This window comes from Trebonia kvetii, assembly GCF_007827045.1.
In the GTDB taxonomy this organism is placed as follows: Bacteria; Actinomycetota; Actinomycetes; order Streptosporangiales; family Streptosporangiaceae; genus Trebonia; species Trebonia kvetii.
In genome coordinates this window covers 560,138-581,491 of the sequence record NZ_RPFW01000006.1, presented here as the reverse complement: position 1 = coordinate 581,491, position 21,354 = coordinate 560,138, and the positions used below count along the sequence as shown (strand labels likewise).

Here is a 21,354-nt window from a genome sequence, read left to right as displayed (position 1 = left end):
CTTGGGTGTCCCGGGCCGGTTACCGGCCCGGGAGACCCATGCCGGGAGGATCGGCCGCGCCGCGGGCGAATGACTGGTACTGCACGATCTCGCCCGGCTTGAGAACGCCGTCCTCGATCGCGCGGGCGAGCAGCGCGTCCTTGCTCGCCGCGGTCCGCCCGGTGGCCGCGTACTTGGCGCGGGCCCGGCTGATGTACTGCCTGACCGTGTTCTCGCTGACCGACATGCGCCGCCCGACGGAGGCCTTCGACATGCCCTGGAACCACAGCAGCAGCGCCTTCCGCTCCTGCTGTGAGAGCACCGGCCGGGCCGGCTGCTGGTCGGCAAGCATCGCCCTGGCCTGCGACCTCGTCACGTACGGCCGGTCGGCGGCCGCCGCGAGCACGGCCTCGACCAGGTGCTCGCGCCCCTCCTCCTTGGACACGTAGGCGTGCGCGCCGTTGTCCAGGGTCTCCATAACGATCGCCGGATCGGTGTGCCCGGAGAAGGCCACCACCCGGTATCCGGCCGCCACTAGTTCGGGAATCTGCGCGGTGACCAGTTCGCCTGCCAGCTCCAAGTCCAGGATGATCACGTCGACTGCCTGCCGCGGCGGGGCGCGGAGCCCGGTCAGGTCCGGTGCCGTGCGCACCAGCCGCACCCGCTGGCCGGGGTCGGACCGGATCCAGGAGGCCACCCCCTCGGTGACGACCGGGTGGTCTTCGATGATCGCCACCGTCACTGGCTGTTCCATCGCACCTCCGCCCAGAACATCTCGCCGTCCTGCTGCTGCTGGATGACGAGGCCGTCGCCGGATGCCGGCAGCCGCACACAGGCGCCCGTATCGGCAACGAAGCTGACGGCGATTCCCGCGGTCACCGCCGCCAGGGTGATCCGCGCCTGGCTGCGCGCGTCCGTCAGGATCGCTATGGCGGCATCGGTTATCACCCGCCGGGCCGGGCGGGGCACCGGCGGCAACGGCCCGGCCGTCTCGATCTCGACGGCGATGCCGCGCCGCTCTGCCACATCGGCGCTCGCGTACAGTTCGTGCACCAGCGACCCGGGCACCTCATCGCCCTCGGCGAGCAGCCGGCGCAGCCCGGCCGCCTGGACCGCGCACCTGGTGCGCACCTGCGGGTCGCCCGGGTCCGCCGTACCCGCCGCCAACTCGGCGACCAGCGGGACAGCACTCTCCTGCAACGCCAGCCAGCGGGCATGCCGAGCGGCCCGGATGATCTCCATCGTGGCGGCCCGCTCGCGGGCGACGTGCTCGCTGTGCGCCGCCGTGGCGGCCTGCCCGGCGGCGGCATCCAGCGCCCTGACGCCGGCGGCCACCGCCACCTGGGCGCCGGTCGACCAGGCAAGCACGGCGAGGAAGCCGGCGAGGTCGGCGCGGTGCAGGCCGTCCCACGCCTGCACGCTCAGGGTGGCCGCGGCTTCCGCGGCGAGGAACCACGCCAGCTCGGCGAACCGGCGGCGCATCAGCACGAGCACGCAGGTCCAGCCGGCGCTGCCCCACGCCCAGTTGACCGCGAGCATCTGGCCGGCCGGACTGACCGCCGCCGCCACGGTACTCGCCGCGAGTGCGACGATGGCCACCGTCCATGCCGCACGCCAGCCGGGCGTGCCGCGCAGCACAAGGACCGCACCGGCGGTGATGGCCAGCGCCATGACCAGCCACATGGCGCCCTGGAAGGCGAACGATCCGTAGGCCGTCCTGTTGTGCAGCAGCTGTCCGCCCGCTCCGGCGAGGTGCCAGCCCGCGACGAGGAAGAGCACGGCGAGGGTGAAGGCCCGCTGATAGCGGCCGGACAGGATGGCGGCAGGCTGCACGGTCGTCATGCGGGCCAGCTCACGGTGACGGTCGTGCCCGCGCCGGGCTGGCTTGCGATCGCGGCCCAGCCGCCGACCGCCAGCATCCGCCCGGTGATCGACTCGCGGATGCCCCGGCGGGACGGCGGGGTGACGGACGGGTCGAAACCGCGGCCGTGGTCCGTGATCCTGACGATCGTCCAGCCCGCACCACCGGTGACCGTCACTTCCGCCTGGCCGGTCCCGGCGTGCCGCTCGACATTGCGCAGCGCCTCGCCCACGCAGGCGACGAGCTGATCCGCGACGGGAGACGGCAGGGTGACCGGCACGAGCTCCAGCCGCACGGACAGCTCATCCGTGCTGGCCGCGGCTCGCTCCAGCTGCGGCCCAAGGTCGGTCAGCGGCATCAGCCCGCTCGGCGCGGCCGAGGGGCCCGCGAGTCCCTGCAGCACGCGCAGATCCCTGGCTGCCTGCGCGGCCAGCGCCTGCGACGGCTCGGCGAAGGCGCCCGCCGCGACCATTGTCAGCGTCGACAGCACGGTGTCGTGCAGCTGGCGGTGCTGCTCGCGCTCGTCTGCACGCCGCGCCTCCTCGGCCCGGATCTGCCGCTCGGTCTGCAGGCCAGCGGCCACCACCGCGTCCGCCTGCCGCGCGCCGCCGCGGATCACCGCCACCAGCCCGGCGGCCACGGCCGTCTCGATCAACAGCAGCCAGCCATCGGCCGGATCGCCGGCGCCGATCCCGTAGGCGATAACCACGATCGCGGCTCCGGTCAGTCCGAGCCACGGGCGCAGTGCGATCTGCAGTATGTACACCGACGTGCAGGCGAGCGGGAGCATCCAGGTGGTGTTGTCCTTGATCAGCTCGGCCGGGACCAGGTGCTGCTGCGCCAGCGCAAGTGCTGAGATCACCGCGGTGTCGGCCAGAACCACGACGGGTGACAACCCGTACCGGCGGACCCGACGGGCGAAGAAGGCTGACCACAGGCACAGCGCCGCCAACGGGACGCCCAGCCACCAGCCGGAGGTCTGCCTCGTCGCGGCCAGCACGGCCACCACGGTGAACAAGGCAGCGCCACCGAGGCGCAAGGCGATCGCATACCAGCCTGCTAGCCAGTGCAGGGCCTGGTCGGATGGCCCTGCCATCCCTGGCCGGCGCTCGGGCCCGCGCCGGCCGGCCAGGGGTCGGATCTGCACTCCGATGGAATCCGCTGCTGGTTCCACCGGATCAGTATGCGCCAGGACCACGGCGCCGGCCACGGTAACTTCTCAGCCCCGTCACCGTCGGCCGGTCCCGGTCAGCAGGCCCCGTGGCTGAGCCGTGTCTGAGCCGTGTCAGGGCCGTGTCAGGACAGGCCCCGATGGTGGTCACATGAGCAATTCGGCCATAGCAGCGTCGGGGCTGCGGAAGGCATACGGAGACAAGATCGTCCTGGACGGCATCGACCTGGATGTCCGTGCGGGCACGGTCTTTTCCCTGCTCGGCCCGAACGGTGCAGGGAAGACAACGACAGTGAACGTGCTGACCACGCTACTTAAGGCGGACGGCGGGACGGCACTCGTCGCGGGACACGACATCGCGACCCAGACCAAGGCGGTGCGCGCCGCGATCGGGGTCACCGGTCAGTTCGCCGCGGTGGATGAGCTGCTGACGGGGCAGGAGAACCTGCAGCTGATGGCGGACCTCAAGCACGTAGGTGCCCGCGAGGGCAAGCGGGTCATCACGGACCTGCTCGAGCGGTTCGACCTGACAGACTCGGCGGGCAAGCTCGTGTCGGCCTACTCCGGTGGCATGCGCAGGAAGCTTGACCTGGCGATGACGCTGATCGGCAGCCCGCAGATCATCTTCCTCGATGAGCCGACGACCGGGCTTGACCCGCGCAGCCGGCGCGCGATGTGGGAGATCGTCCGCGGCCTTGTGGCCGGCGGCGTCACAGTGTTCCTCACCACCCAGTACCTCGAGGAAGCCGACCAGCTCGCCAGCCGGATCGCGGTGCTCGACCAGGGCCGCCTGGTCGCCCAGGGAACCCCCGAGGAACTCAAGCGCCAGGTCCCAGGCAGTCACATCAGGCTCCGGTTCGCCAGCGTCGCCGAACTCGACGCGGCGGCGCGAGTCCTGGCCGGGGCTACGCGAGACGACGAGAACCTCGCCCTGCGGCTTCCCGGCGACGGCAGCGTGCAATCGCTGCAGGCCCTGTTTGGCCGGCTTAGCGATCACTCGATCAATGCAGAAGAACTGTCCGTGCACACGCCGGACCTCGATGACGTCTTCCTTGCCCTGACCGGGCACGCAAACACTGGGCTCTCAAACACGGGGGTGAACGCACAATGAGCACCGACGCTCTCATCATGCTGCGGCGCAACTTCAAGCACACCGCGAGGAACCCGGTCACCGTGTTCAACGCGGTCCTGCTGCCGATCGTGATCATGCTGATGTTTGTGTACATGCTCGGCAACGCCTTCAGCGTTGGCGTCAAGTACATCGACTACGCGACGCCCGGCATGATCCTGCTGGCCGTCGCCTACGGTCTTGGGGCCACCGCGACTGAGGTGAACTCCGACATGACGACGGGAATCATCAACCGGTTCCGGGTCATGGACATCGCGCGCGGCGCGATACTGACCGGGCACGTCGTCGTCACGATACTGCGCAGCCTGATCTCCATCGCGGCCATCATCGGGGTCGCCTTCGCGCTGGGATTCCGCCCGTCCGCCGACTTGGGCGACTGGCTCGCCGTGATCGGCATCGTCGTGGCGGCCTGCTTCGCGACCAGCTGGCTCACGGTCGCTATGGGCCTTGCGGCGAAGACACCGCAGTCGGCGGGCATGGCCACCGTGCCGCTGATCATGCTGCCGTTCTTCAGCAGCGCGATCGTGCCTGCCGCGAAGATGGGGCAAGGCGTGCGGCAGTTCGCGCAGTACCAGCCGTTCACGCCGATCATCGAGTCGCTGCGCGGGCTGCTCGCGGGAACGCCGTCCGCCGGCTACATGTTCGCCGCCCTCGCCTGGTGCGCGGGGATCGCCATCGTCGGGTACGTGTGGGCGGTCACCACGTTCAGGAAGCGAGTGTGACCTCGGCCAGCTGGGTCCAGCTAGTCCCCGTGCCCTGCAGAGCCGCCTCGGCGAACCGCGCGTCGCCGAGGCGGCTCCGCGCTGTCCGCTCCACCCGGACCTCGTCCGGGTGCGAACGATCAGGAAGCCCGCGCACGCCGTCGCTCGCCGTGAGCAGCCGGGCGGCCTGCTCGTCCTGGCCGCGGCGCAGCGCCAGGTCCGCGACCCCGACGAGCACCTTCGCGATCAGTGGCGGGTACCCCGCGTCGGCCGCCGCCTGGCAGGCCGCCGCATGGTGCGCGCGAGCCTGGGCGACGTCGCCTGCCAGGTAGCCGAGCAGGTCGTGCGTCATCGCCCGGACGTGCGCCTGTTCCGCCGCGTCGCCAAGCACGGCTGTCACGAGGTCGAGCTGCCGCCGAACCTCCTGTGCGTCGCCGTCCCAGCGGGCGAGTTCCGCCCGCGCGAGCGCCAGCTCGGCCAGCGCGTCCGGCCAGTTGACCCGATCCGCGTAGCGCTGCGCCTCGGCCATGGCTGCCGCGCTCGGGTCCTTATCGCCGAGCAGCCAGTAAAGCTGAGCCTGCCGCGACCGTATCTGGATGACGTCCTCGACGGCCCCCGTTTCGATGAGGACCGCGACCGCCTGGTCGTAGTACTCGCACGCGGCGGCGAGATCACCGCGCACGGCGGTACGGTCCGCCAGCTCGATCAGGGCGAACCAGATGCCGAACCGGTCGCCGAGAGCGCGGAACTCGGCGAGCGCCGCCTCAAGGCAGGCGTCCGCGTCCAGCCCATCCTGGCCGCCAAGGCCGAGCACGATCCGCGCCTTGCCGACGTGCAGCCGGGCAAGTGCGCGCACCCACGGGTCGTCGGCGTCAAGCAACGGCTCGAACGCGGTCAGGAACGCGTCCGGTGCCCGCAGCATGCGTTCAAGCGCGACGACGATCTCAAGTGACGGGTGACGGCACTGGGTGCGCTGGCTGTAGCGGTAGGCCTGGCGGATCCACTTCTCCAGCTCGTGCTCGCCGCCGCGCCCGCCGCTCAGGAAGTGCACGACAAGCGCGTACACCAGGGCCCGGATCTCATCGGTGACCTCGCCCGGCGTGTTCGCGGCCGCGGTGAGCAGCTCGATGCCCTCTGCCTTGTGCCCGCCCAGCCACCAGTACCAGCCTGCGCCCGCGGCGAGCCGCATCGCCGCCTGCGCCTCGCCGGCCGCGAGGGCGCCGCGCATCGCGGACCCGATGTTGTCGTGTTCGGCCTCGAGCACGGCAAGCCAGTGGAGTTGCTCGGCGCGGCGAAGATGCGGCTCCGCGGTCTCCGCGAGTTCGGTGAAGTAGGCCAGATGCGCGCGCCGCGCCAGCTCCGACTCGCCCGCCTCCGCGAGCCGCTGCGCGGCGTACTCCCGGATCGTGCCGTTCATCCGGTAGCGCGGCACGCTGTCGTCCTCGGCACGCAGCAGCGACTTGTCGGCGAGCGCGGTGAGCAAGTCGAGCATCTCATCCGGCTCGACCGCACCGCCGGCGCAGACCCGCTCGGCCGCTTCCAGGCTTGCCCCGCCGGAGAACACGGACAGCCTGCGCAGGACCGTTCGTTCCGCGCCGGTAAGGAGCGTCCAGCTCCAGTCGACCACCGCCCGCAGCGTCTGGTGCCGGGGCAGCGCGGTCCGGCTGCCGCTGGTCAGCAGGCGGAACCGGTCGTCGAGCCGGCTGGCGAGCTGATCGGCGGACATGGTGCGCAGCCTGGCCGCGGCCAGTTCGATCGCCAGCGGCATCCCGTCCAGTGCCCGGCAGACGCGCGCCATCGTCGCCAGCGTGCGGGCATCGGCGATCAGATCGTTGCGCACCGCGCTTGCCCGGTCCCGCAGCAACTGGACGGCCGGGGATGACTCGATCTCCCCGGGGCCGGCGTTGCCCTCAGGCAAGGCCAGCGGCTCGACCTGCCACAGCGCCTCGCCGGTGATGCCGAGCGGTTCCCTGCTTGTCGCCACGATCCGCAGCCGCGGGCACTCTCCGAGCACCCGGTGCGCGAACTTCGCGGCCGACTCGATCACGTGCTCGCAGTTGTCCAGGATCAGCAGTGCCTCGCGCTGCCGGATCGCGGCGATGAGCCTGCCCGCCAGGTCCGTGCCCGGTGCCTCGGCGAGCTGGGCATCGCGGAGGCCGAGCGCGGTCAGCGTCGGCTGCGCCACGTCGCCGTCCGCGCCGATGGCCGCGAGTTCCACCAGCCAGGCCCCGTCCGGCAGGTCGTCGAGCAGCGTGCGCGCGGTCTCCGTGGCCAGCCGGGTCTTCCCCGAGCCGCCGGGCCCGACCAGGGTGGTGAGACGGCGGGTGGCGATGAGCTCGCGGACCGCCGCGATGTCGGCGTCCTTGCCGACGAAGCTGGTCAGCTCGGCATGCAGGTTGGTCTTCCTGGTTTCCTCGCGGCGTCCAAGTTCGCCCCGCAGCAGCGCCACGTGCACCGCCGACAGCCCCGGTGAGGGATCGACGCCGAGTTCGCTGACCAGGGTCTCCCTGGTGCGCTGGTACAGGAGCAGCGCCTCGTTGCCGCGGCCGGCCGCGGCGAGGGCACGCATCAGCGCGCCGACGAGCCGTTCCCGCATCGGGTGCGCGGCCACCAGGCCGGTCAGCTCCGCGACCACATCCGCGCCGCGTCCCCCGGTGGCCTCCGCGTCGGCCCACTCCTCCGTAGCGGTCAGGCGCAGGTCTTCGAGCCGGACGACCGCGGCGTCGAAAGCGCCGCTGTCGAGCAGCCCGACGTCCTGCATGGCCGCACCGCGCCACAGGTCGAGTGCCTCGCGCAGCAGCCGCACCTGCCGTGCGCCGTCCTCCCCTCGGGCCTGACCCGCGATGACGAGGCGTTCGAAGCGCACTGCGTCGACCGCGTCGGGCTCGACCCGCAGCACGTAGCCCTCCGGCTGCCCGTCGACCGCCACGTCGGGCAGCGCCCTGCGCAGCCGGGAAACCAGGCGCTGCAGGGCGTTCGCCGCGTCGGCGGGCGGGTGCTCTCCCCAGATCCAGTCAACGAGCGAGGCTTTCGGTATCACCTGCCCCGGCTTCAGCGCGAAGGCGACCAGGAGCCCGCGCAACCGCGCGCCTGGCACGTCCGCCAGGGCGCCGTCGTCCGATCGAACCTCCAATGGCCCGAGCATCCCGATCTGCACCCGCTGATCTTGCCATGGACGCTTGGCAGGCAGCCAATTGGCGACGTGCCGCGGGATGCTCCGGGCCTCCGGTTTCCCGCCGTCAGGACCAGACCGGGTCGGTCCCGGTCGGGCAGTACTGCTGAGCGACGGAGCTCACGTCGACGCGGCCGGCGTATTGCCCCGCGTACTGCCAGATGACGCTCTGGGTACCGGTCAGCACCTGAACGGCGTCGATGCTCGTCCCGCAGGTCACCGAGAACGCGCTGCCGCCATTGGCGCCGATGTACGCGCCGGCCGCCTGGTCGGCCTCGGCCAGGGTGTAGGTGCCAAGCGGGCTGGCGTCGGTCCATGTCTGCCCGACGCCGTCATCGTGCGTGACGCTGGTGGTGCCCGTGCTTCCACCAGCCGCCACGCAGGTCACCGCGATCGTGTTGTCGCTCGCGGCCGGCCGGACGGCGATGGTGCCTGCCTGCCCGTCGTGCGTGCTGCACGCCAGGCCGCCAAGATCGCTGATGTTGCTGAGGCTCGTGCCCGCCAGCCCCTGCGGCCCGGCAGGTCCTGTGTCGCCCGTGTCGCCCTTGGGTCCGGCAGGACCCGTAGCACCGGTCGCGCCCGTCGCACCGGCCGGACCAGCACCGCCCGCAGCGCCGACGGCCCCGGTATCTCCGGCGGGGCCGGCCGGGCCGGCGGGACCGGTCATGCTCCACGAGATGGCCGTGGTCCCCTTCGGGCACGTCGTTCCCGCATCCTGCAGCACCACGGCATGGCTGCCGTTGACGGCCTGATTCGTGTAACAGCCGTGAAAGGCCCCCGATGAGTCGACCGGCCCTGAGGCAACCCCGGCCGCATACGCGATGCCGCCGCCCGCCACCAGGACGACCGCCGAGCCCGTGCCGATCAGCAGCATTCGCAAGCGTGCGCGTTCCATTAGTGCTCCCCTTCCGCCGTGACTTTCCATGACGGATGATTTCTGAGCCGGGGGGCGCCGTACATGGTGCCAGCACGCAGAAAGCCGGAGGCGAGCAGGCCAGTCGCGGTGCGCGAAAGCGAACGTGCGCAGGCGGCCAGGCGCTCGACGGCGCCCAGCATCCGCACCCTTCAGAAGAAGCCCGCGTGCTCGTGTGAACCTGTCGCCGCGTCCGGCCGTCTGTAAGGGAGAGGAACTGACTCTTTCTACGTGTTCGCCCTGAAGGTTCCCGTCCGGTAACACTTCCGGTCGCAGTATCGCTGTTCCTCATATGCAGGTGATTGACCGATTTATGCTGTGTGGATTCTTGAGACATGGGGGCCGTTAACTGTGGCTGTTCATCAACGACTGTCCTGGCTTGGCCGGAAGCCGGCGCTGTACGCAACCCTTGGTGCCGCGCTCGCCGTGATAGCGGGCGGGGCCTGGACGAGCGCGGCAGGTGCGGCTAGCGCCGCGGTGCCCGTCGCCTCGGCGGCGGTACAGGTATCCGCCTCGCCGCTCGGCATAAGCCTCGCACCGTGGGACGGGATCTACTCCACCACCGGGAGCACGACGTACACGGGTTCTAAGATCGCCGCTGCCGCCGAATCGATGCTTAAGGCGGCCGGCGTCAACCAGATCCACTACGGCGGCGGCACCACCGCCGACGACTACAACTGGCAGACCGACCGGGAAACCGGGAAGACCTACAACGACGGCTTGGACTTCGCCAAGGTCTCCGCGGCCGCACGGGGGCTCGGCGCGCAGACCTTCGCGACGGTCAACTACGGAAGCGGCACGCCAGCCCTGGCCGCCGCCTGGGTGAAGCAGTCGCAGAAGGCCGGCCAGGGCGTCTCCTACTGGGAGATCGGCAACGAGAACTATGGGTGCTGGGAAACGGACCAGTTCCTGAAGACCTGCCCGGGGTGGAGCACCCAGGCGGACGTGCAGACCCTGGCGACTAGCTACGCCACGCACGCGGCTGACTTCATGGCCGCCATGAAGGCCCAGGACCCGAACGCCAAGCTCGGCGTGCCGTGGGCGTTCGACGCTACGGTCCCCGGCGCGTTCGTCGGCTTCAACAACGTATGGAACGACACGGTGCTCGGCACCGACGCCGCGGACATCAGCTTCGTGGACGCGCACTGGTACCCGTTCGGAAAGACGGTCCCCTCGGACCAGAAGGTCATCCAGTCGGTGATCCAGATTCCGGCGGAATATGCCACGATCCAGGCCGAGCTGAACGCGAACGTCCCCGGGGCGAAGGTCATCGTGGGCGAGACCGGCGTCAGCTACCTGGAGACCAGCATCCCGTGCAAGCCCGCTGGCGCACTGTTCGCGGCCGGCGACGCCCTAGAGTGGCTGGCGGCCGGCGCGCAGGGCGTCGACTGGTGGCCGATGGACACGAACACCAATGCCAACTACACCGGGACGAACTGCAAGGCCGACGAGGCCATGTTCAGCAACCCGGCAAATCCCGCCAAGGCCAACCCGCAGCCGCTCACGCCGTACGTGGGCTACCTGATGGCCTCCGCGCTTGCCAAGCCAGGCTCGCAGCTCTCGACGCTTACGCAGCAGGGCGACGTGCTCGGCTTCCAGTCGGTGTCGAGCGGACACGTCGCGGTGGCGTTCATCAACACCAGCACCTCGGCCGCGGAGACGGTTAACATCCCCGCGGCGCTGACCGGGCCGCTCTCGAAGCAGTCCTACAGCGCGGGCAACCAGAACTCGTCGAACACGAGGATCGTGACGTCGGCCACCACGGCCAGCGCGATCGCCGGCGGTCTCAAACTTCCCGCCGAGTCGATCACGGTACTGCAGACCATCAAGCCGAGCGCGATCACCGTGGGCACGAGCAGCTCGAGCAACACGTTCAAGGCCGGCACGAAGCTGGCAATCAAGGGCAAGCTCACCCTCAACAACGTGGCGGCGCCGGCCGGCGTCTCCGTGAAGATCACCCGCAAGGTGACCAGCGGCAAGGGGACGAACGCGACGCTGACCGCCAAGACGGTGAGCGGCGGAGGCTTCTCCGTCACGGATCTGCCGCCGGCCACCGGCAAGTACACCTACATCGCCAGCTACTCGAGCAACAGCTACGCGCCCGCCTCGCGCGCGGTCGTCGTGACCGTCACGGCGGCCAAGCCGTCGCTCAAGCTCGCGGTGTCCGCCAAGTCGGTCAGGCCGGGCACGAAGGTGACGGTCACCGCGACTCTGGGTGCGCCGCACGTCAACAAGACGCTGGTCATCTACGCGCAGGTCAAGGGCGGCGCCAAGAAGGTGATCAAGCGTGGCACGGTCAACTCCAAGGGCCACCTCTCCGTGGTGCTCGCGGTGAAGGCCAACACCACCTTCACGGTGACGTTCTCCGGCGACACCTGGTACACCTCGGGATCCGCTACCGCGGCTGTCAAGGCCTGAGTCCTCCCGCAAACGCGACTGCCGGGTCCACGTCCAACGTGGGCCCGGCAGTCGCGTTTCTGGCTTAGTTAGTGAACCGTCACGTCGAACGAGTTCGCCGTGAGGCCCTGGCCGCTCGTCCAGGGCTCGAATCCCGCCTCGACGTCGATGAGGAACCAGGAGTTCTGCATGTAGCCCTTGGACACCGAATAGGCGGCGAGCGGGCCAAGGTCCAGGTTGCTCACCGAGCTGACGGGGTTGTTGGCGACGAACGAAACCGTTCCTCCGTTGCCATTCCCGCCGTACCAGACGGTCCAGCTGATTCCGTCCAGGGTGACGGTCGGTCCCGCGCTTCCGGCCGGCTGAGTGCCGCCGAAGTGGTTGAGCCAGATCATCATCTCGAGCCCGCTGTTATTGCTGTTCGTGCTCCGGGCCGCGTTGTACCAGATGTCGTAGGCATCGTCCCAGGCACCGCTGTTGACGGTCGTGGTGCTGTAGCTCGTGGTGACCTTGCCGGCCGTGCTTGCCATGGCCGAGACCGCCACCGGCATGCCGCTGTTCGTCGTGCAGTCTCCCCAGTGGCAACCCTTGTAGACGGACGGATAGGCGCCAGGCGCACCGGAGTGCGACACGTTGACTCCCGAGGCCGCGATCGTGAAATTGGGGCCGCCGTTGGTGCAGATCGTGAAGGTCGAGGCGGAATTCCACTCGTTCGCCTGCAGGTGATAGGCGCCGCCGTCTAGCTCCGTGACGTGATCGTTCGGCCCGCCATTCTGGTTCGTCGTGCAGTTCGTCATGTTCCCCGTAGGCGGCGGCGTCGACGCGGGCGGGGTCGTGACAGGCGCCGGGGTGGTCGTCGTGGCGCTTGGTGTCGGCGTGGGCGTGGGCGAAGAGGAGGGGCTGGACACCGGGCTCGAGGACTCAGTCGGCGTCGGTGTGGCAGAGGAGAGGACCTTGGGTTCGCGCCTGGGTGTCGCGGTCAGCGATGGGCGCCTTGACGCAGACGGACTGGCCAGCGAACTCGGCGACGACACCGGGCCGGAGGGCGAACTGGACGGGCAACCGGAGGTTCCGCTCACCGCCGCGTCCGCGAGCGTCCCCGACGCGACGCAGCCATCATCGGTGACGTGCCGGCTGGATACGACCAGCGCGTTTTCCAGCGCCGGAATCCACGCACTGTCCATCGACGTCGCCTGCGGCGCATGATGCCTGCCCCGCAACGCCGACCCGCCTACCACCGCGCCCACAAGCAAGCACAGCACCCACAGCAAAGCAACGCCAGCACGCGGAACGAGCCTTCGTTTCTTCCTGTGCGAAGCCATCTGCCCTCCTCACCGTTCTCGGCGTCCACAGTGCCCGCCTGCACCACCAGGAGATCAAATCGTTACCACACAGTGACAACGCCGGAATGCGGCTTTCACGTAAAACGAGGTGCCATGATGGCAAAAATAGCTCGATGAGACTACGGGTGATGGCTCGGATGGGTGAGCTAGATTACGAAGTGATTAGTCCTTTTTGACTAGATCGAAAGACGCGTGTCAACCGGCGCGCCGCGCTCACCGTCTAGCTTCGAAGTGCGCTTTTGTGGCTTCAGTTCCCCACTTATTCACACACGCAAATCCAACGATTTCGAACCAGTCAGCCCGCGCCCGGACGATCGCGTGGCTTACGAGCCGAAGCGCGCCTGGATGAGCGGCGCGGCCGAACTGCGCAGCCAGATCACGCCGGACCTGCCCGCCTGGTCCACCGCGATCTGCGCGTGTTCACCGTCTGCGGTGAATTTGATCAGGCGCCCGAAGGTGCCCTTGGGCGCGGTGACGTGCCGCCCGTAGATCGTGGTGACAAGACCGGACTGATAGGTCGTCGACTGCCAGGTGATCAGTCCGGCGCCTGCCGGGTCGATGGCGACATGCGGAAGGTAGCCGGTGCCGAGCCGGACCGCGGGACCGAGCGTCCCCGCGGGTGACAGCCGCCTGCCATACACCGCGGCCTGGGTGCTGCTGAGGGCGCTGTTCCACACAACGACCGCGTCGCCCGCCCCGTCGGCCGACAGTGACGGGCCGTCCGGGATGTTGTTGACTGTGACCGTCGGTGCCGCGATCGCGACCGTGACTGCCTTGCCGAGGACGCGCGCCTTGCTCCACTTCCGCACCACCAGATGCTCGGTCTGGGTGTTCTTGACGCTCACGATCTGCGGCACGAGAACGAAGGTGTCCCCGTTGCTGTCGTCCGCCAGCTGGGGCTTCCCGAACGAGGTCCCGATGGCGGGGCTGAGGACGACGGCCGGCTGGCCCACGCCGTTGGGCGTGAGACGGACCTCGTAGACCTTCGTCGCGGTGTACGAGACGGTCGCGGTGCCGGTCTTGTCGAAAACCGGTGCGGACACCAGCTGGGTGCTCGCGCCCAGGAAGCGCACCGGGCCGAGCGCGCCGCCCGAGGAGATGAAGCGGGCAAGGACCCCGTTGGGTCCCGTGCTCGTCGCGTTGATCGTCTGCCACACCACCAGCGCCTGCCCGGCCGGCGAGACCGCGACCATGGGGAAGTAAGCCTGGTTGTTCTTCGGGGTTACCGTGAGCACCGGACCGATCTTCCCCGCCGGCGACACCGTGACGGCCTGGATCGCGTCATCCTTGACCCGCAGCCAGGCGACGACGCCGTAGCCAGCGGGGTTGTATGCCACAGCCGGGAAGACCATTGTGGGACCGCTGCACGGGGTGAGCTGATGAATGCTCCCCCACTTACCCGCGCTCGACCGCAAGCGGATCTGGATCTGGTTGCCGCAGTTGGGATCGGCGTTGTTGATGCCCTCCCAGGCCGTGATGAAGGCGCCTTTCGCGTTGGCGGAAATGGCCGGGTCGACACCTTCCCACGTGCGTCCGGTCAACGTCGTGACAGGCGTCCAGCTCGCCTGGGCGGCGGTCGCCGCGGCCAGCGCGGCCCCGCCGACACCGGTCATGATCGCCACCGCACCGATGGCGCGGCCCAGCCGCCGCCTGCCCCTGAGCCCCGTGCCGGCGGGCCGTATGCCGGTAACGCGTCGCATCCGTTTCCTCTCGCCGCGGAAGGCTTACTTGAGCGTCTGGGTCGCGCTTGAGCCGAGGAAGTTCCCCTGGGCGGCGAAGACGATCTTGAACTTCCCCGTGAGCGTCTCGCCCGGCTCGACTGACACGCTGCCGCCGTTCGCGCTCGTCGCCTTCGAGGCGCCCAGGTAACGCCAGGTCTTGCTGCCGACGGGCAGGTAGTAGAACTTGGCGGTGCCCGTGACGTTGGCGTAGTGCACCCCGCCCGACGGCGGCCAGTCCTGCATGATCGCCCCCCGGTGACGTGGCGCCGTGCAGGTGCAGGGCCACGAAGTTCGTGACATATGTCCGGTCGACGAAGGCGCTGTTCTTCGCGTTGCTGTCTGATGGCTCGAATGTCGTGCTGCCGGCGGTGGCCTTCAGGACCCTGGCCTGCCACTGCAGGTGGCCAAGCCTGGTGAGCTCCGGCGCCCAGGAGATGGCGCCCTTCGCGTTGGCCTTGCTCCGGCCGGCGTAGGACCATTTCCCGCTGGGCAGCGAGCGGACGTAGTAGGCGACGACGGCGGCCGCGGCCGGCTGCCACTTGCCGCCGTTCAGCGCCTGCACGACGCCAGTCGCCTTGAACGCGCCGTGGATCTCGTGGGTGGCCGGCACGGTGAACTTCTCGACCCGCGTCTTCTCCTGGTGCGAACTGGCGGGTGCCCCGCTGGCCGCGAGTGCCGGGCCGGCCGCGCAGGCGCCGGCTATCCCCGCGGTCAGCACGACGGCAGCAAGTGCCCCAGATCGGCGCATAACGCTGTCCTCGCAATCATTAACGATTCAGGCAACCCCGGCAACGGCTTGAGGCTACCCGCGGGATGCGCCGATCTGGTGGCACTTGTTAAGTTAGTAGCGGTTTGTAATAACTTCCGCTCAGGCCTGCCCGAAGTAGTGCCCGTTGTCTAGGTCATCGATGAGGCCCGGGTGCTCCGGCTGCCAGCCGAGCAGCTTCCGCGTCTCCTCACTTGACGTCGGGTTGTCCACCCCGACGAACGCGCCGAGGAAGGCGAACCGCTCGGCGGCGTCGGACGGGGAGACGCTGGCGGTTGGCACGCCGGCACCGCGCCCGATGGCGGCCGCGATGTCCCGGAACGGGATGCCTTCGTCCGCGACGCCGTGCAGCCGGCTCCCCGCCGGAGCCCCCTCAACGGCCAGCCGGTACACCCGCGCCGCGTCCAGCGTGTGCACGGCCGGCCACCGGTTGGCGCCGTCCGCCACGTATCCCGACACGCCCGACTGCCGCGCGATGCCGATCAGGATGTGCGCGAACCCGTGGTGATCGAGCGAGCTGTGCACGATCGGGGGCAGCCGGACGATGGACGACCGCACGCCGCGCTCGGCCAGGCCGACCACGAAGTTCTCCGCGTCGACCCGCGGCCCGCCGGACGCGAAGTCGGCCTCGGTGCCCGGCCGCCCGGTGATGCTCGCGAAGGCGAGCATCAGCGTGCCTGAGGTGGTGACGAGCGGCTTGCCCGTCCCATCGAGCGGCGCCGCGAGCGCCTGGATGGCGGCGAAGTCGGCGGCGGCCGCACCCGCGTAGTCGCCGGCCCCCATCAGGTCGTGCTTGAAGGCGAGGTGGATGACGCCCTCGGCCGCCCCAGCAGCCTCGCGCAGCCCGTCGAGATCGTCCAGGTCGCCGCGCCGCACCTCGGCGCCTGCGGCCTCGAGGGCCGCCGCGGAGCTGTCGGAACGTGCCAGCCCGACGACCTGGTGCCCGGCCTCGAGCAGTTCGGGCACGAGCGCCGAACCGATGTGGCCGGACGCGCCAGTCACGAAAACACGCATGGGAAACCCTCCCGGATCGAGTGATGTCACCTGGTGTCATCACCATAGCATGCCCATGACACCAAGTGACATCAGCTAGTCTTGGCGCATGGGCAGATGGCAGCCGGACGCGCGCGAGCGCCTGCAGCTGGCGGCCCTTGCCCTTTACGGCGAGCGCGGCTACGAGGAGACAACGGTCGCGGAGATCGCGGAACGCGCGGGGCTCACGAAGCGGACGTTCTTCCGCTATTTCGCAGACAAGCGCGAGGTGCTGTTCTGGGGCTCGGAGCTCCTCGAGCAGCAGATGGTGGCCGCCATCGAGGCCGCTCCCGCGTCAGCCTCGGCGCTGGGCATGATCGGCGAGGCGCTTGACGCGGCCGCCGTCCGGTTCGAGGAGGTCCGCGAGTTCGCCGGCCCGCGGCACCGGATCATCGCCTCCAGCCGCGAGCTGCGGGAACGCGAACTGATCAAGGCCGCGTCGCTGGCCGCCGCCATGGCACGGGCACTGCGCGCGCGGGGACTCGACGAGACGGCGGCGTCCCTCGCCGCGCTGACCGGCACGACCGTCATGCACGTCGCCTTCGAGCAGTGGGTCGATGACCCCGGCCGCAGGTCGTTCGAGCAGATCGCCAGGGATGCGCTGGCGCAGCTCCGCGAGCTCGCGAGCACGGCGTAATCTCCGCGGTTAATCGGTCGCGATCGGGATCGCGGTGGGGCATCGTGGGCGGCATGTCCACGGAGATTCGCAGGGTCAAGCCCGACGAGATGGTCGATTACCTCAAGGTGCTGCCGTTCGCCAACGGCCTGCCGCACTGGGAGCCGTATCCTGCCGCGTGGCACGGCGGGCCGGAGGCGTGGCCGCAGCCCGGCGCGCCGGCATCGGCGGAGCAGCTGGCGAACTGGGCCGATGAGCTGGTGAGAGACGAGCAGTTCCACCCGCAGGCCGCCTTCGTCGACGGCCGCCTGGTGGGCGGCTCAGCCATGATCAGCTTTGAGATGACCGTTCCAGGCAGGCGGCAAGTGGCGCTCGGCGGCGTCACCTCGACGGCGGTGGCCGCCACTCACCGGCGCCGTGGCCTGCTTCGCGGGATGATGCAGGCGATGTTCGACGAGGCCCGCGGGCGGGGTGAACTGCTCGCCGCGCTCAGCGCGAGCGAGGGCTCGATCTACGGCCGCTACGGCTTCGGCCCGGCCACGTACCGCACCCGCTGGGAAATCGAGCGAACCCAGGCCCGGTTTCTCTCACCAGTCGAACCTGGCGGGAGCCTGGAGATCACCGACGCCGCCACCGCGCGGCGAGCCTGGCGTGCGGTCCATGACGTCGTGCGCGTGAGCCGTGCGGGTGAACTGTCGGCGCCGCCGGACAAGTGGTCGGACCTGAGTGACACATCGAGCGGCCCGGCCGGCCCGCGGCGCTACCTCGTGCACCGCGACCGCGGCGGGACCATCGACGGGGTCGCTACCTACCGGATCCCCTGGTCGCCGCGCATCGAAGAGGTCGGCACGCTCGTCGTCGAAGGGCTGCAAGCCGCGAGCGACGACGCTTACCGGGCGATGTGGCAACTGCTCCTCGACTTCGACCTGACCAGGAAGGTGGTGGCGGCGCCCCGGCCGAGTGACGAACCGCTGCGCTGGATGCTCGACAATCCCCGCGCCATGCGCGTCACCCGCCAGTCGGACAACCTGTGGATCCGGCTGCTCGACGTCGGGGCCGCACTCGAGGCCCGCCGCTACGACACGGCGGGCACGATCGTCATCGGGATCGAGTCCGATCCCATGTGCCCGGGCAACGCGGGATCCTGGAAGCTCGACGGCGGCCCGGACGGTGCCCTCTGCGCGCGGGTAAGCACCGCGCCCGACCTCACGATCGACCTTCAGGCCCTCGGCTCGCTGTACCTGGGCGGGATGTCCACCTCGCTGCTGTCAAGCGCGGGGCGGATCCGCGGCAGCCGCGAGTCCATCGGTCTGCTGTCCCGCATGTTCCGTACCGATCAGGAACCCTTCAACACGTTCGCCTTCTGAGCCAGGCCATCCGTGTCGGCACACGGCCGCGCCCGCTCGCCGGCGCTAGCGACCGGGGAGCGGGCGGGGTGGCCGCGCTGCGGAGTCAGTCCTGGCCGGGACCGCTGACCAGGGTGGTGTCGCGGATGATCTCCCAGGTGACGGTGCCGGCCGCGGGGAGCTTGAGGTGCTTGGCCTTAGCCGTCACCAGCTCGGCCTTGGTGTAGTGGCCGGCGCTGACGGTGCGCCGCCCGACGACCTGGTAGGTGTTTGGGTCGAGCAGCAGGTCACGGAAGGCCACGAGGAACGCCTCGGCGGCGAGGTCATCGGCCGCCTGGTAGCCGAGCCGGCCCGCGACGTATCGGTGAATCACCGGGAAGTACCTGTCGTAGATGCCGGTAAACGCTTCTGGGTCTAGGCGGGACCGGGCAAGTTGCGCCGCGTCGCTCGCGTCCGGGCCGGGTGCCGGCGCCACCGCCAGCCACTCGCCGCCCGCCATGCTCGGGCCGGGATCGGCGGGCATGCGATCGCGTTTCATCACGAAGTGATCTATCGCGCCCTCACTCCGCCGCAGCCAGCCGCAGCGTTCCCGCCGGCACCGGACGTTACCCGATCGTGATCTCAGCCGGCCGGGTGGAGGCCGGGTGGAGACCGGACATCCACCCGGTATCGAACCGTCGGCCGGCGCGCCGCTGGTGCCCGCTTCCGTAGCGTCATCGGTGTAAGGAACCACCCCGGCAAGCAAGCCGGACAGGAAAGGAACTCAGATGGACGCGAGCGTGCTGATCCCCAACCTGGTCATCCTGGTCACCGTGCTGCTGTCGGACTACGGCAGGCGCCCGGTCACCACCCTCCGGCTTGTCCGCCCCTTCATCGCCGCGGCGGTCATCATCCCGTTCTTCTTCAAGGGCGTGCAGGGCTCAGGCAACGGCCTGCTGCTCGAAGTGGCCGGCGCGGCTGCGGGCATCGCGCTCGGCGTCCTGGCCGCCTCGCTGCTGCGTGTCTTCCACGACTCCGCGACGGGACGGGTCGCCACGATCGGCGGCAAGGCCTACGCGCTGTTCTGGATCGTGGTCGTGGCCGCCAGGCTCTACTTCACCTACGGCGCGCAGCACGTCTTCGGCAGGGAACTCGGCCAGTGGCTCTACACCAACCACATCACGGTGGACGGCCTGACCGCGGCGCTGATCTTCTTCTCCGTCGCCATGCTGCTCGGCCGCACCGGCGCGCTGGCCGTCCGGGTCCGCAAGGCCAGCACCGGGCAGGTCACGGCCCCGCGTGCCGTGGCCGTCAGGGCGCACCTGTCGGCTCCGGTCCGCTAAACGGTCATCCCAGGACCGGCGCCCTGCTGCGCGATCCAGGCGTTCCAGTTCGCGTGCGTGAGCTTCAGCCAGTGGCCAGCGGAGGTCTTCAGCTGGACGGAGGCGATGGCGTTGCCCGTGTTCATCACCACGAGAGCCAGCCAGTACCGCGATGATCCGTTCTTGACGAGGAAGCCGACGGGTCCGGGGAGCGGCGGGTTGCTGATGGTGTGGTACGAGACCTTGATGATCCCCGCGCGCAGCGGCGCGAGCTTGGCGAACGCCGCCTCGCTCAGGTCGATGTGCCCGCTCTTGCACTCGGGGCACTGGTCGATCACCTCGACGCGGACCGAGCCGTGCGGTCCCTTGACCTGAAGGTAACTGCCGCACGGCGCCGCGCCGTGATACTCGGCGGCTGACAGCGCCACGAACATGTGGTTGGCAGGCGGTCCCGGGTAAGAGCAGTTGCCGCCTCCGCTTTGCAGCACGTAGTGGGTGGCGATGCCCGAGGCCGACCCGACCGCCGGAAGCGTTGCCGCGCCCGCCGGACTCCCGGGCACGCAGAGACCGGCCGTCAGCGCGATGACGGCCGCCGCGATACCCCCGCCGAGCATCCGCCTACGCAGTGGCCCGTGCATAATGTGACGCGTTCGTAGCCGCTTCGTAATCATGGGTGGGAGTGTAGGGAGTGAAGGAGCGACGCCGCTGGGCTTCTGCGCGATCCGCCGGTACCAGCCGCCGCCACCAGCACAAGCCCAAAAAAAATCGGCGCCCGCCCGTCGGAGTTCCGCCCGCCGTGACGACGATGAGGGTATGACGCACCCGCAGGTGCGGCCCGATCCGGCGCTCGGGCTGCTTGAGCTGTACGACGACGCGCTGCCGCACGTCTACGGCTACCTGTTGGCCAGGTGCGGCGACGCCGGCCTGGCCGAGGATCTCACGGCCGAGTCGTTCCTCGCCGCCGTGCACGCGGCCCGCGAGCCGGGCGCGGCCCGCCCCTCGATCCCGTGGCTGATCGGCGTCGCGAGGCACAAGCTCGCCGACCACTGGCGGCGTACCGAACGGGAGCGGCGTGGCCTCCGTCTGCTCGGCGGCGAGCCGGGGCTGACCGACGACCCATGGGACGCCGCCCTGGACCGGATTCGCGCCCGCGAGGTGCTCGGCCAGCTCGGCGCGCACCACCGCGCCGCGCTCACGCTGCGCTACCTCGACGGGCTGGCGGTCCCTGAGGTGGCAAGGCACCTGGACCGCAGCGTGCACGCCACCGAGGCGCTGCTCGTGCGGGCCCGCGCCGCGTTCCGCCGGATCTACGAGGGAGAGGAGGGCTCGTGGTGACCGATCCGTTCGAGGCTCTGCGCGAGCCCGTCACGCCAGTCGCTCCCGATCCCGATCTCGCCGGGCGGCTGCGCCAGCGGCTGACCCGGGAGGTATTCGCATCCACAGGAGGAGCCATGCCCCAGCAGACCACCGCGATCCGGGTCGGGCCGGAAGTCACGAGGACCCCGGCGCTGGCCCCCTACATCGTCGTGTCCGACGCGCGGCGCGCCATGGACTGGTACGCAGAAGTGTTCGGCGCGCAGCCCCGCGGCGATCTCTACGTCAACGCGGACGGCACGATCGGGCACGCCGAGGTCAGCATCGGCGACTCGGTGCTGATGTTCTCCGAACACTCCGACCTGTGGCCGAACGTTCCGGTGCGCGCGCCGGACAACCCGGCGACGTTCAGCCACACCCTCCACCTGCAGGTGGAGGACGTCGACGGGACCACTCAGCGCGCGCGTAACAGCGGCGCCGCGGTGGAACGGGAACCGACCGACCAGCCCTATGGCCGCGGCTCGGTAATCGTCGACCCGTTCGGCCACCGCTGGATGCTGCTGCGCCCGCCGCCCGCGTAATCCCGGGGCCG

20 protein-coding genes are annotated in these 21,354 nt (G+C 69.9%); 9 read left to right on the top strand and 11 right to left on the bottom strand.

Annotated features, from left to right (window positions below):
• Positions 1-19: 19 nt before the first annotated feature.
• From EAS64_RS31290 to EAS64_RS31280, 3 genes are read right to left on the bottom strand one after another with little or no spacing between them, the layout of a single operon-like run.
• Positions 20-733: a DNA-binding response regulator gene (locus tag EAS64_RS31290; protein ID WP_145858873.1), complete on the bottom strand. Its 714-nt coding sequence runs from the start codon at positions 731-733 to the stop codon at positions 20-22.
• Positions 718-1,821 carry a hypothetical protein gene (locus tag EAS64_RS31285; RefSeq protein ID WP_145858870.1) on the bottom strand — a complete coding sequence of 368 codons (1,104 nt, stop codon included), beginning with the start codon at positions 1,819-1,821 and terminating at the stop codon, positions 718-720. The genes EAS64_RS31290 and EAS64_RS31285 overlap by 16 nt, the downstream gene beginning before the upstream one ends.
• A complete protein-coding gene (locus EAS64_RS31280; protein WP_145858868.1) occupies positions 1,818-3,014 on the bottom strand; it encodes a sensor histidine kinase in 1,197 nt (398 codons plus the stop codon). Before EAS64_RS31280 ends, EAS64_RS31285 begins: the two co-directional genes overlap by 4 nt.
• Before the next feature lie 148 nt (positions 3,015-3,162).
• Between EAS64_RS31280 and EAS64_RS31275 the strand changes: the two genes are divergently transcribed.
• Positions 3,163-4,122 carry an ATP-binding cassette domain-containing protein gene (locus EAS64_RS31275; protein WP_145858866.1) on the top strand — a complete coding sequence of 320 codons (960 nt, stop codon included), beginning with the start codon at positions 3,163-3,165 and terminating at the stop codon, positions 4,120-4,122.
• Positions 4,119-4,862: an ABC transporter permease gene (locus EAS64_RS31270; protein WP_145858864.1), complete on the top strand. Its 744-nt coding sequence runs from the start codon at positions 4,119-4,121 to the stop codon at positions 4,860-4,862. The genes EAS64_RS31275 and EAS64_RS31270 overlap by 4 nt, the downstream gene beginning before the upstream one ends.
• Here EAS64_RS31270 and EAS64_RS31265 read toward each other — a convergent pair.
• Together EAS64_RS31265 and EAS64_RS31260 are read right to left on the bottom strand one after the other, a co-directional pair.
• Positions 4,846-7,974, bottom strand: a complete 3,129-nt coding sequence (locus EAS64_RS31265; RefSeq protein WP_246115929.1) for an AfsR/SARP family transcriptional regulator — start codon at positions 7,972-7,974, stop codon at positions 4,846-4,848. The genes EAS64_RS31270 and EAS64_RS31265 overlap by 17 nt on opposite strands.
• A 106-nt stretch (positions 7,975-8,080) precedes the next feature.
• Positions 8,081-8,908 carry a hypothetical protein gene (locus EAS64_RS31260; RefSeq protein ID WP_145858861.1) on the bottom strand — a complete coding sequence of 276 codons (828 nt, stop codon included), beginning with the start codon at positions 8,906-8,908 and terminating at the stop codon, positions 8,081-8,083.
• Positions 8,909-9,277: 369 nt separating this feature from the next.
• On the opposite strand from EAS64_RS31260, the gene EAS64_RS31255 reads away from it, so the two are divergent.
• Positions 9,278-11,344, top strand: a complete 2,067-nt coding sequence (locus EAS64_RS31255) for a hypothetical protein (protein ID WP_145858859.1) — start codon at positions 9,278-9,280, stop codon at positions 11,342-11,344.
• Positions 11,345-11,412: 68 nt separating this feature from the next.
• On the opposite strand, the gene EAS64_RS31250 is transcribed toward EAS64_RS31255, so the two are convergent.
• A complete protein-coding gene (locus EAS64_RS31250; protein ID WP_145858857.1) occupies positions 11,413-12,120 on the bottom strand; it encodes a GH12 family glycosyl hydrolase domain-containing protein in 708 nt (235 codons plus the stop codon).
• On the opposite strand from EAS64_RS31250, the gene EAS64_RS43975 reads away from it, so the two are divergent.
• Entirely contained in the window at positions 12,107-12,529 is a 423-nt protein-coding gene (locus tag EAS64_RS43975; protein WP_187366301.1) for a hypothetical protein, read from the top strand. The genes EAS64_RS31250 and EAS64_RS43975 overlap by 14 nt on opposite strands.
• A 460-nt stretch (positions 12,530-12,989) precedes the next feature.
• Here EAS64_RS43975 and EAS64_RS31235 read toward each other — a convergent pair whose 3' ends face one another.
• The 3 genes from EAS64_RS31235 to EAS64_RS31225 all read right to left on the bottom strand — a co-directional run bounded on the left by EAS64_RS31235 (position 12,990) and on the right by EAS64_RS31225 (position 16,167).
• Positions 12,990-14,366: a hypothetical protein gene (locus EAS64_RS31235; protein ID WP_145858852.1), complete on the bottom strand. Its 1,377-nt coding sequence runs from the start codon at positions 14,364-14,366 to the stop codon at positions 12,990-12,992.
• 24 nt (positions 14,367-14,390) lie between these two features.
• Positions 14,391-14,630, bottom strand: coding sequence for a hypothetical protein (locus tag EAS64_RS31230; RefSeq protein WP_145858850.1), 240 nt, complete (start codon positions 14,628-14,630; stop codon positions 14,391-14,393).
• 625 nt (positions 14,631-15,255) lie between these two features.
• Positions 15,256-16,167 (bottom strand): SDR family oxidoreductase, encoded by a 912-nt coding sequence (locus tag EAS64_RS31225; RefSeq protein WP_145858848.1) that lies wholly within the window; start codon positions 16,165-16,167, stop codon positions 15,256-15,258.
• 88 nt (positions 16,168-16,255) lie between these two features.
• Between EAS64_RS31225 and EAS64_RS31220 the strand changes: the two genes are divergently transcribed.
• Positions 16,256-16,822 (top strand): TetR family transcriptional regulator, encoded by a 567-nt coding sequence (locus tag EAS64_RS31220; protein ID WP_145858847.1) that lies wholly within the window; start codon positions 16,256-16,258, stop codon positions 16,820-16,822.
• 53 nt (positions 16,823-16,875) lie between these two features.
• Positions 16,876-18,168, top strand: a complete 1,293-nt coding sequence (locus EAS64_RS31215) for a GNAT family N-acetyltransferase (protein ID WP_145858845.1) — start codon at positions 16,876-16,878, stop codon at positions 18,166-18,168.
• 85 nt (positions 18,169-18,253) lie between these two features.
• Here the strand turns inward: EAS64_RS31215 and EAS64_RS31210 are convergent, their stop codons facing one another.
• Positions 18,254-18,685, bottom strand: a complete 432-nt coding sequence (locus EAS64_RS31210; protein WP_145858844.1) for an RNA polymerase sigma factor — start codon at positions 18,683-18,685, stop codon at positions 18,254-18,256.
• 229 nt (positions 18,686-18,914) lie between these two features.
• On the opposite strand from EAS64_RS31210, the gene EAS64_RS31205 reads away from it, so the two are divergent.
• Positions 18,915-19,469 carry a hypothetical protein gene (locus EAS64_RS31205; protein WP_145858842.1) on the top strand — a complete coding sequence of 185 codons (555 nt, stop codon included), beginning with the start codon at positions 18,915-18,917 and terminating at the stop codon, positions 19,467-19,469.
• Here EAS64_RS31205 and EAS64_RS31200 read toward each other — a convergent pair.
• On the bottom strand, positions 19,466-20,062 hold the full coding sequence (locus EAS64_RS31200; RefSeq protein ID WP_222849746.1) for an expansin EXLX1 family cellulose-binding protein: 597 nt from the start codon (positions 20,060-20,062) through the stop codon (positions 19,466-19,468). The two genes, EAS64_RS31205 and EAS64_RS31200, sit on opposite strands and share 4 nt — an antisense overlap.
• A gap of 199 nt (positions 20,063-20,261) precedes the next feature.
• Here EAS64_RS31200 and EAS64_RS31195 point away from each other — a divergent pair, with 199 nt between their 5' ends.
• Positions 20,262-20,783 (top strand): RNA polymerase sigma factor, encoded by a 522-nt coding sequence (locus EAS64_RS31195; protein ID WP_145858839.1) that lies wholly within the window; start codon positions 20,262-20,264, stop codon positions 20,781-20,783.
• Complete coding sequence (locus EAS64_RS31190) at positions 20,777-21,343, top strand: VOC family protein (RefSeq protein ID WP_145858837.1); 567 nt, start codon at positions 20,777-20,779, stop codon at positions 21,341-21,343. The genes EAS64_RS31195 and EAS64_RS31190 overlap by 7 nt, the downstream gene beginning before the upstream one ends.
• The last annotated feature ends 11 nt before the right edge of the window (positions 21,344-21,354 follow it).

Coding starts and splice junctions, on each gene's coding strand:
- EAS64_RS31290 (WP_145858873.1), bottom strand. CDS start 733: ATGGAACAGCCAGTGACGGTGGCGATCATCGAAGACCACCCGGTCGTC.
- EAS64_RS31285 (WP_145858870.1), bottom strand. CDS start 1,821: ATGACGACCGTGCAGCCTGCCGCCATCCTGTCCGGCCGCTATCAGCGG.
- EAS64_RS31275 (WP_145858866.1), top strand. CDS start 3,163: ATGAGCAATTCGGCCATAGCAGCGTCGGGGCTGCGGAAGGCATACGGA.
- EAS64_RS31270 (WP_145858864.1), top strand. CDS start 4,119: ATGAGCACCGACGCTCTCATCATGCTGCGGCGCAACTTCAAGCACACC.
- EAS64_RS31260 (WP_145858861.1), bottom strand. CDS start 8,908: ATGGAACGCGCACGCTTGCGAATGCTGCTGATCGGCACGGGCTCGGCG.
- EAS64_RS31250 (WP_145858857.1), bottom strand. CDS start 12,120: ATGACGAACTGCACGACGAACCAGAATGGCGGGCCGAACGATCACGTC.
- EAS64_RS31235 (WP_145858852.1), bottom strand. CDS start 14,366: ATGCGACGCGTTACCGGCATACGGCCCGCCGGCACGGGGCTCAGGGGC.
- EAS64_RS31230 (WP_145858850.1), bottom strand. CDS start 14,630: ATGCAGGACTGGCCGCCGTCGGGCGGGGTGCACTACGCCAACGTCACG.
- EAS64_RS31225 (WP_145858848.1), bottom strand. CDS start 16,167: ATGCGTGTTTTCGTGACTGGCGCGTCCGGCCACATCGGTTCGGCGCTC.
- EAS64_RS31220 (WP_145858847.1), top strand. CDS start 16,256: ATGGGCAGATGGCAGCCGGACGCGCGCGAGCGCCTGCAGCTGGCGGCC.
- EAS64_RS31215 (WP_145858845.1), top strand. CDS start 16,876: ATGTCCACGGAGATTCGCAGGGTCAAGCCCGACGAGATGGTCGATTAC.
- EAS64_RS31210 (WP_145858844.1), bottom strand. CDS start 18,685: ATGAAACGCGATCGCATGCCCGCCGATCCCGGCCCGAGCATGGCGGGC.
- EAS64_RS31205 (WP_145858842.1), top strand. CDS start 18,915: ATGGACGCGAGCGTGCTGATCCCCAACCTGGTCATCCTGGTCACCGTG.
- EAS64_RS31200 (WP_222849746.1), bottom strand. CDS start 20,062: ATGCTCGGCGGGGGTATCGCGGCGGCCGTCATCGCGCTGACGGCCGGT.
- EAS64_RS31195 (WP_145858839.1), top strand. CDS start 20,262: ATGACGCACCCGCAGGTGCGGCCCGATCCGGCGCTCGGGCTGCTTGAG.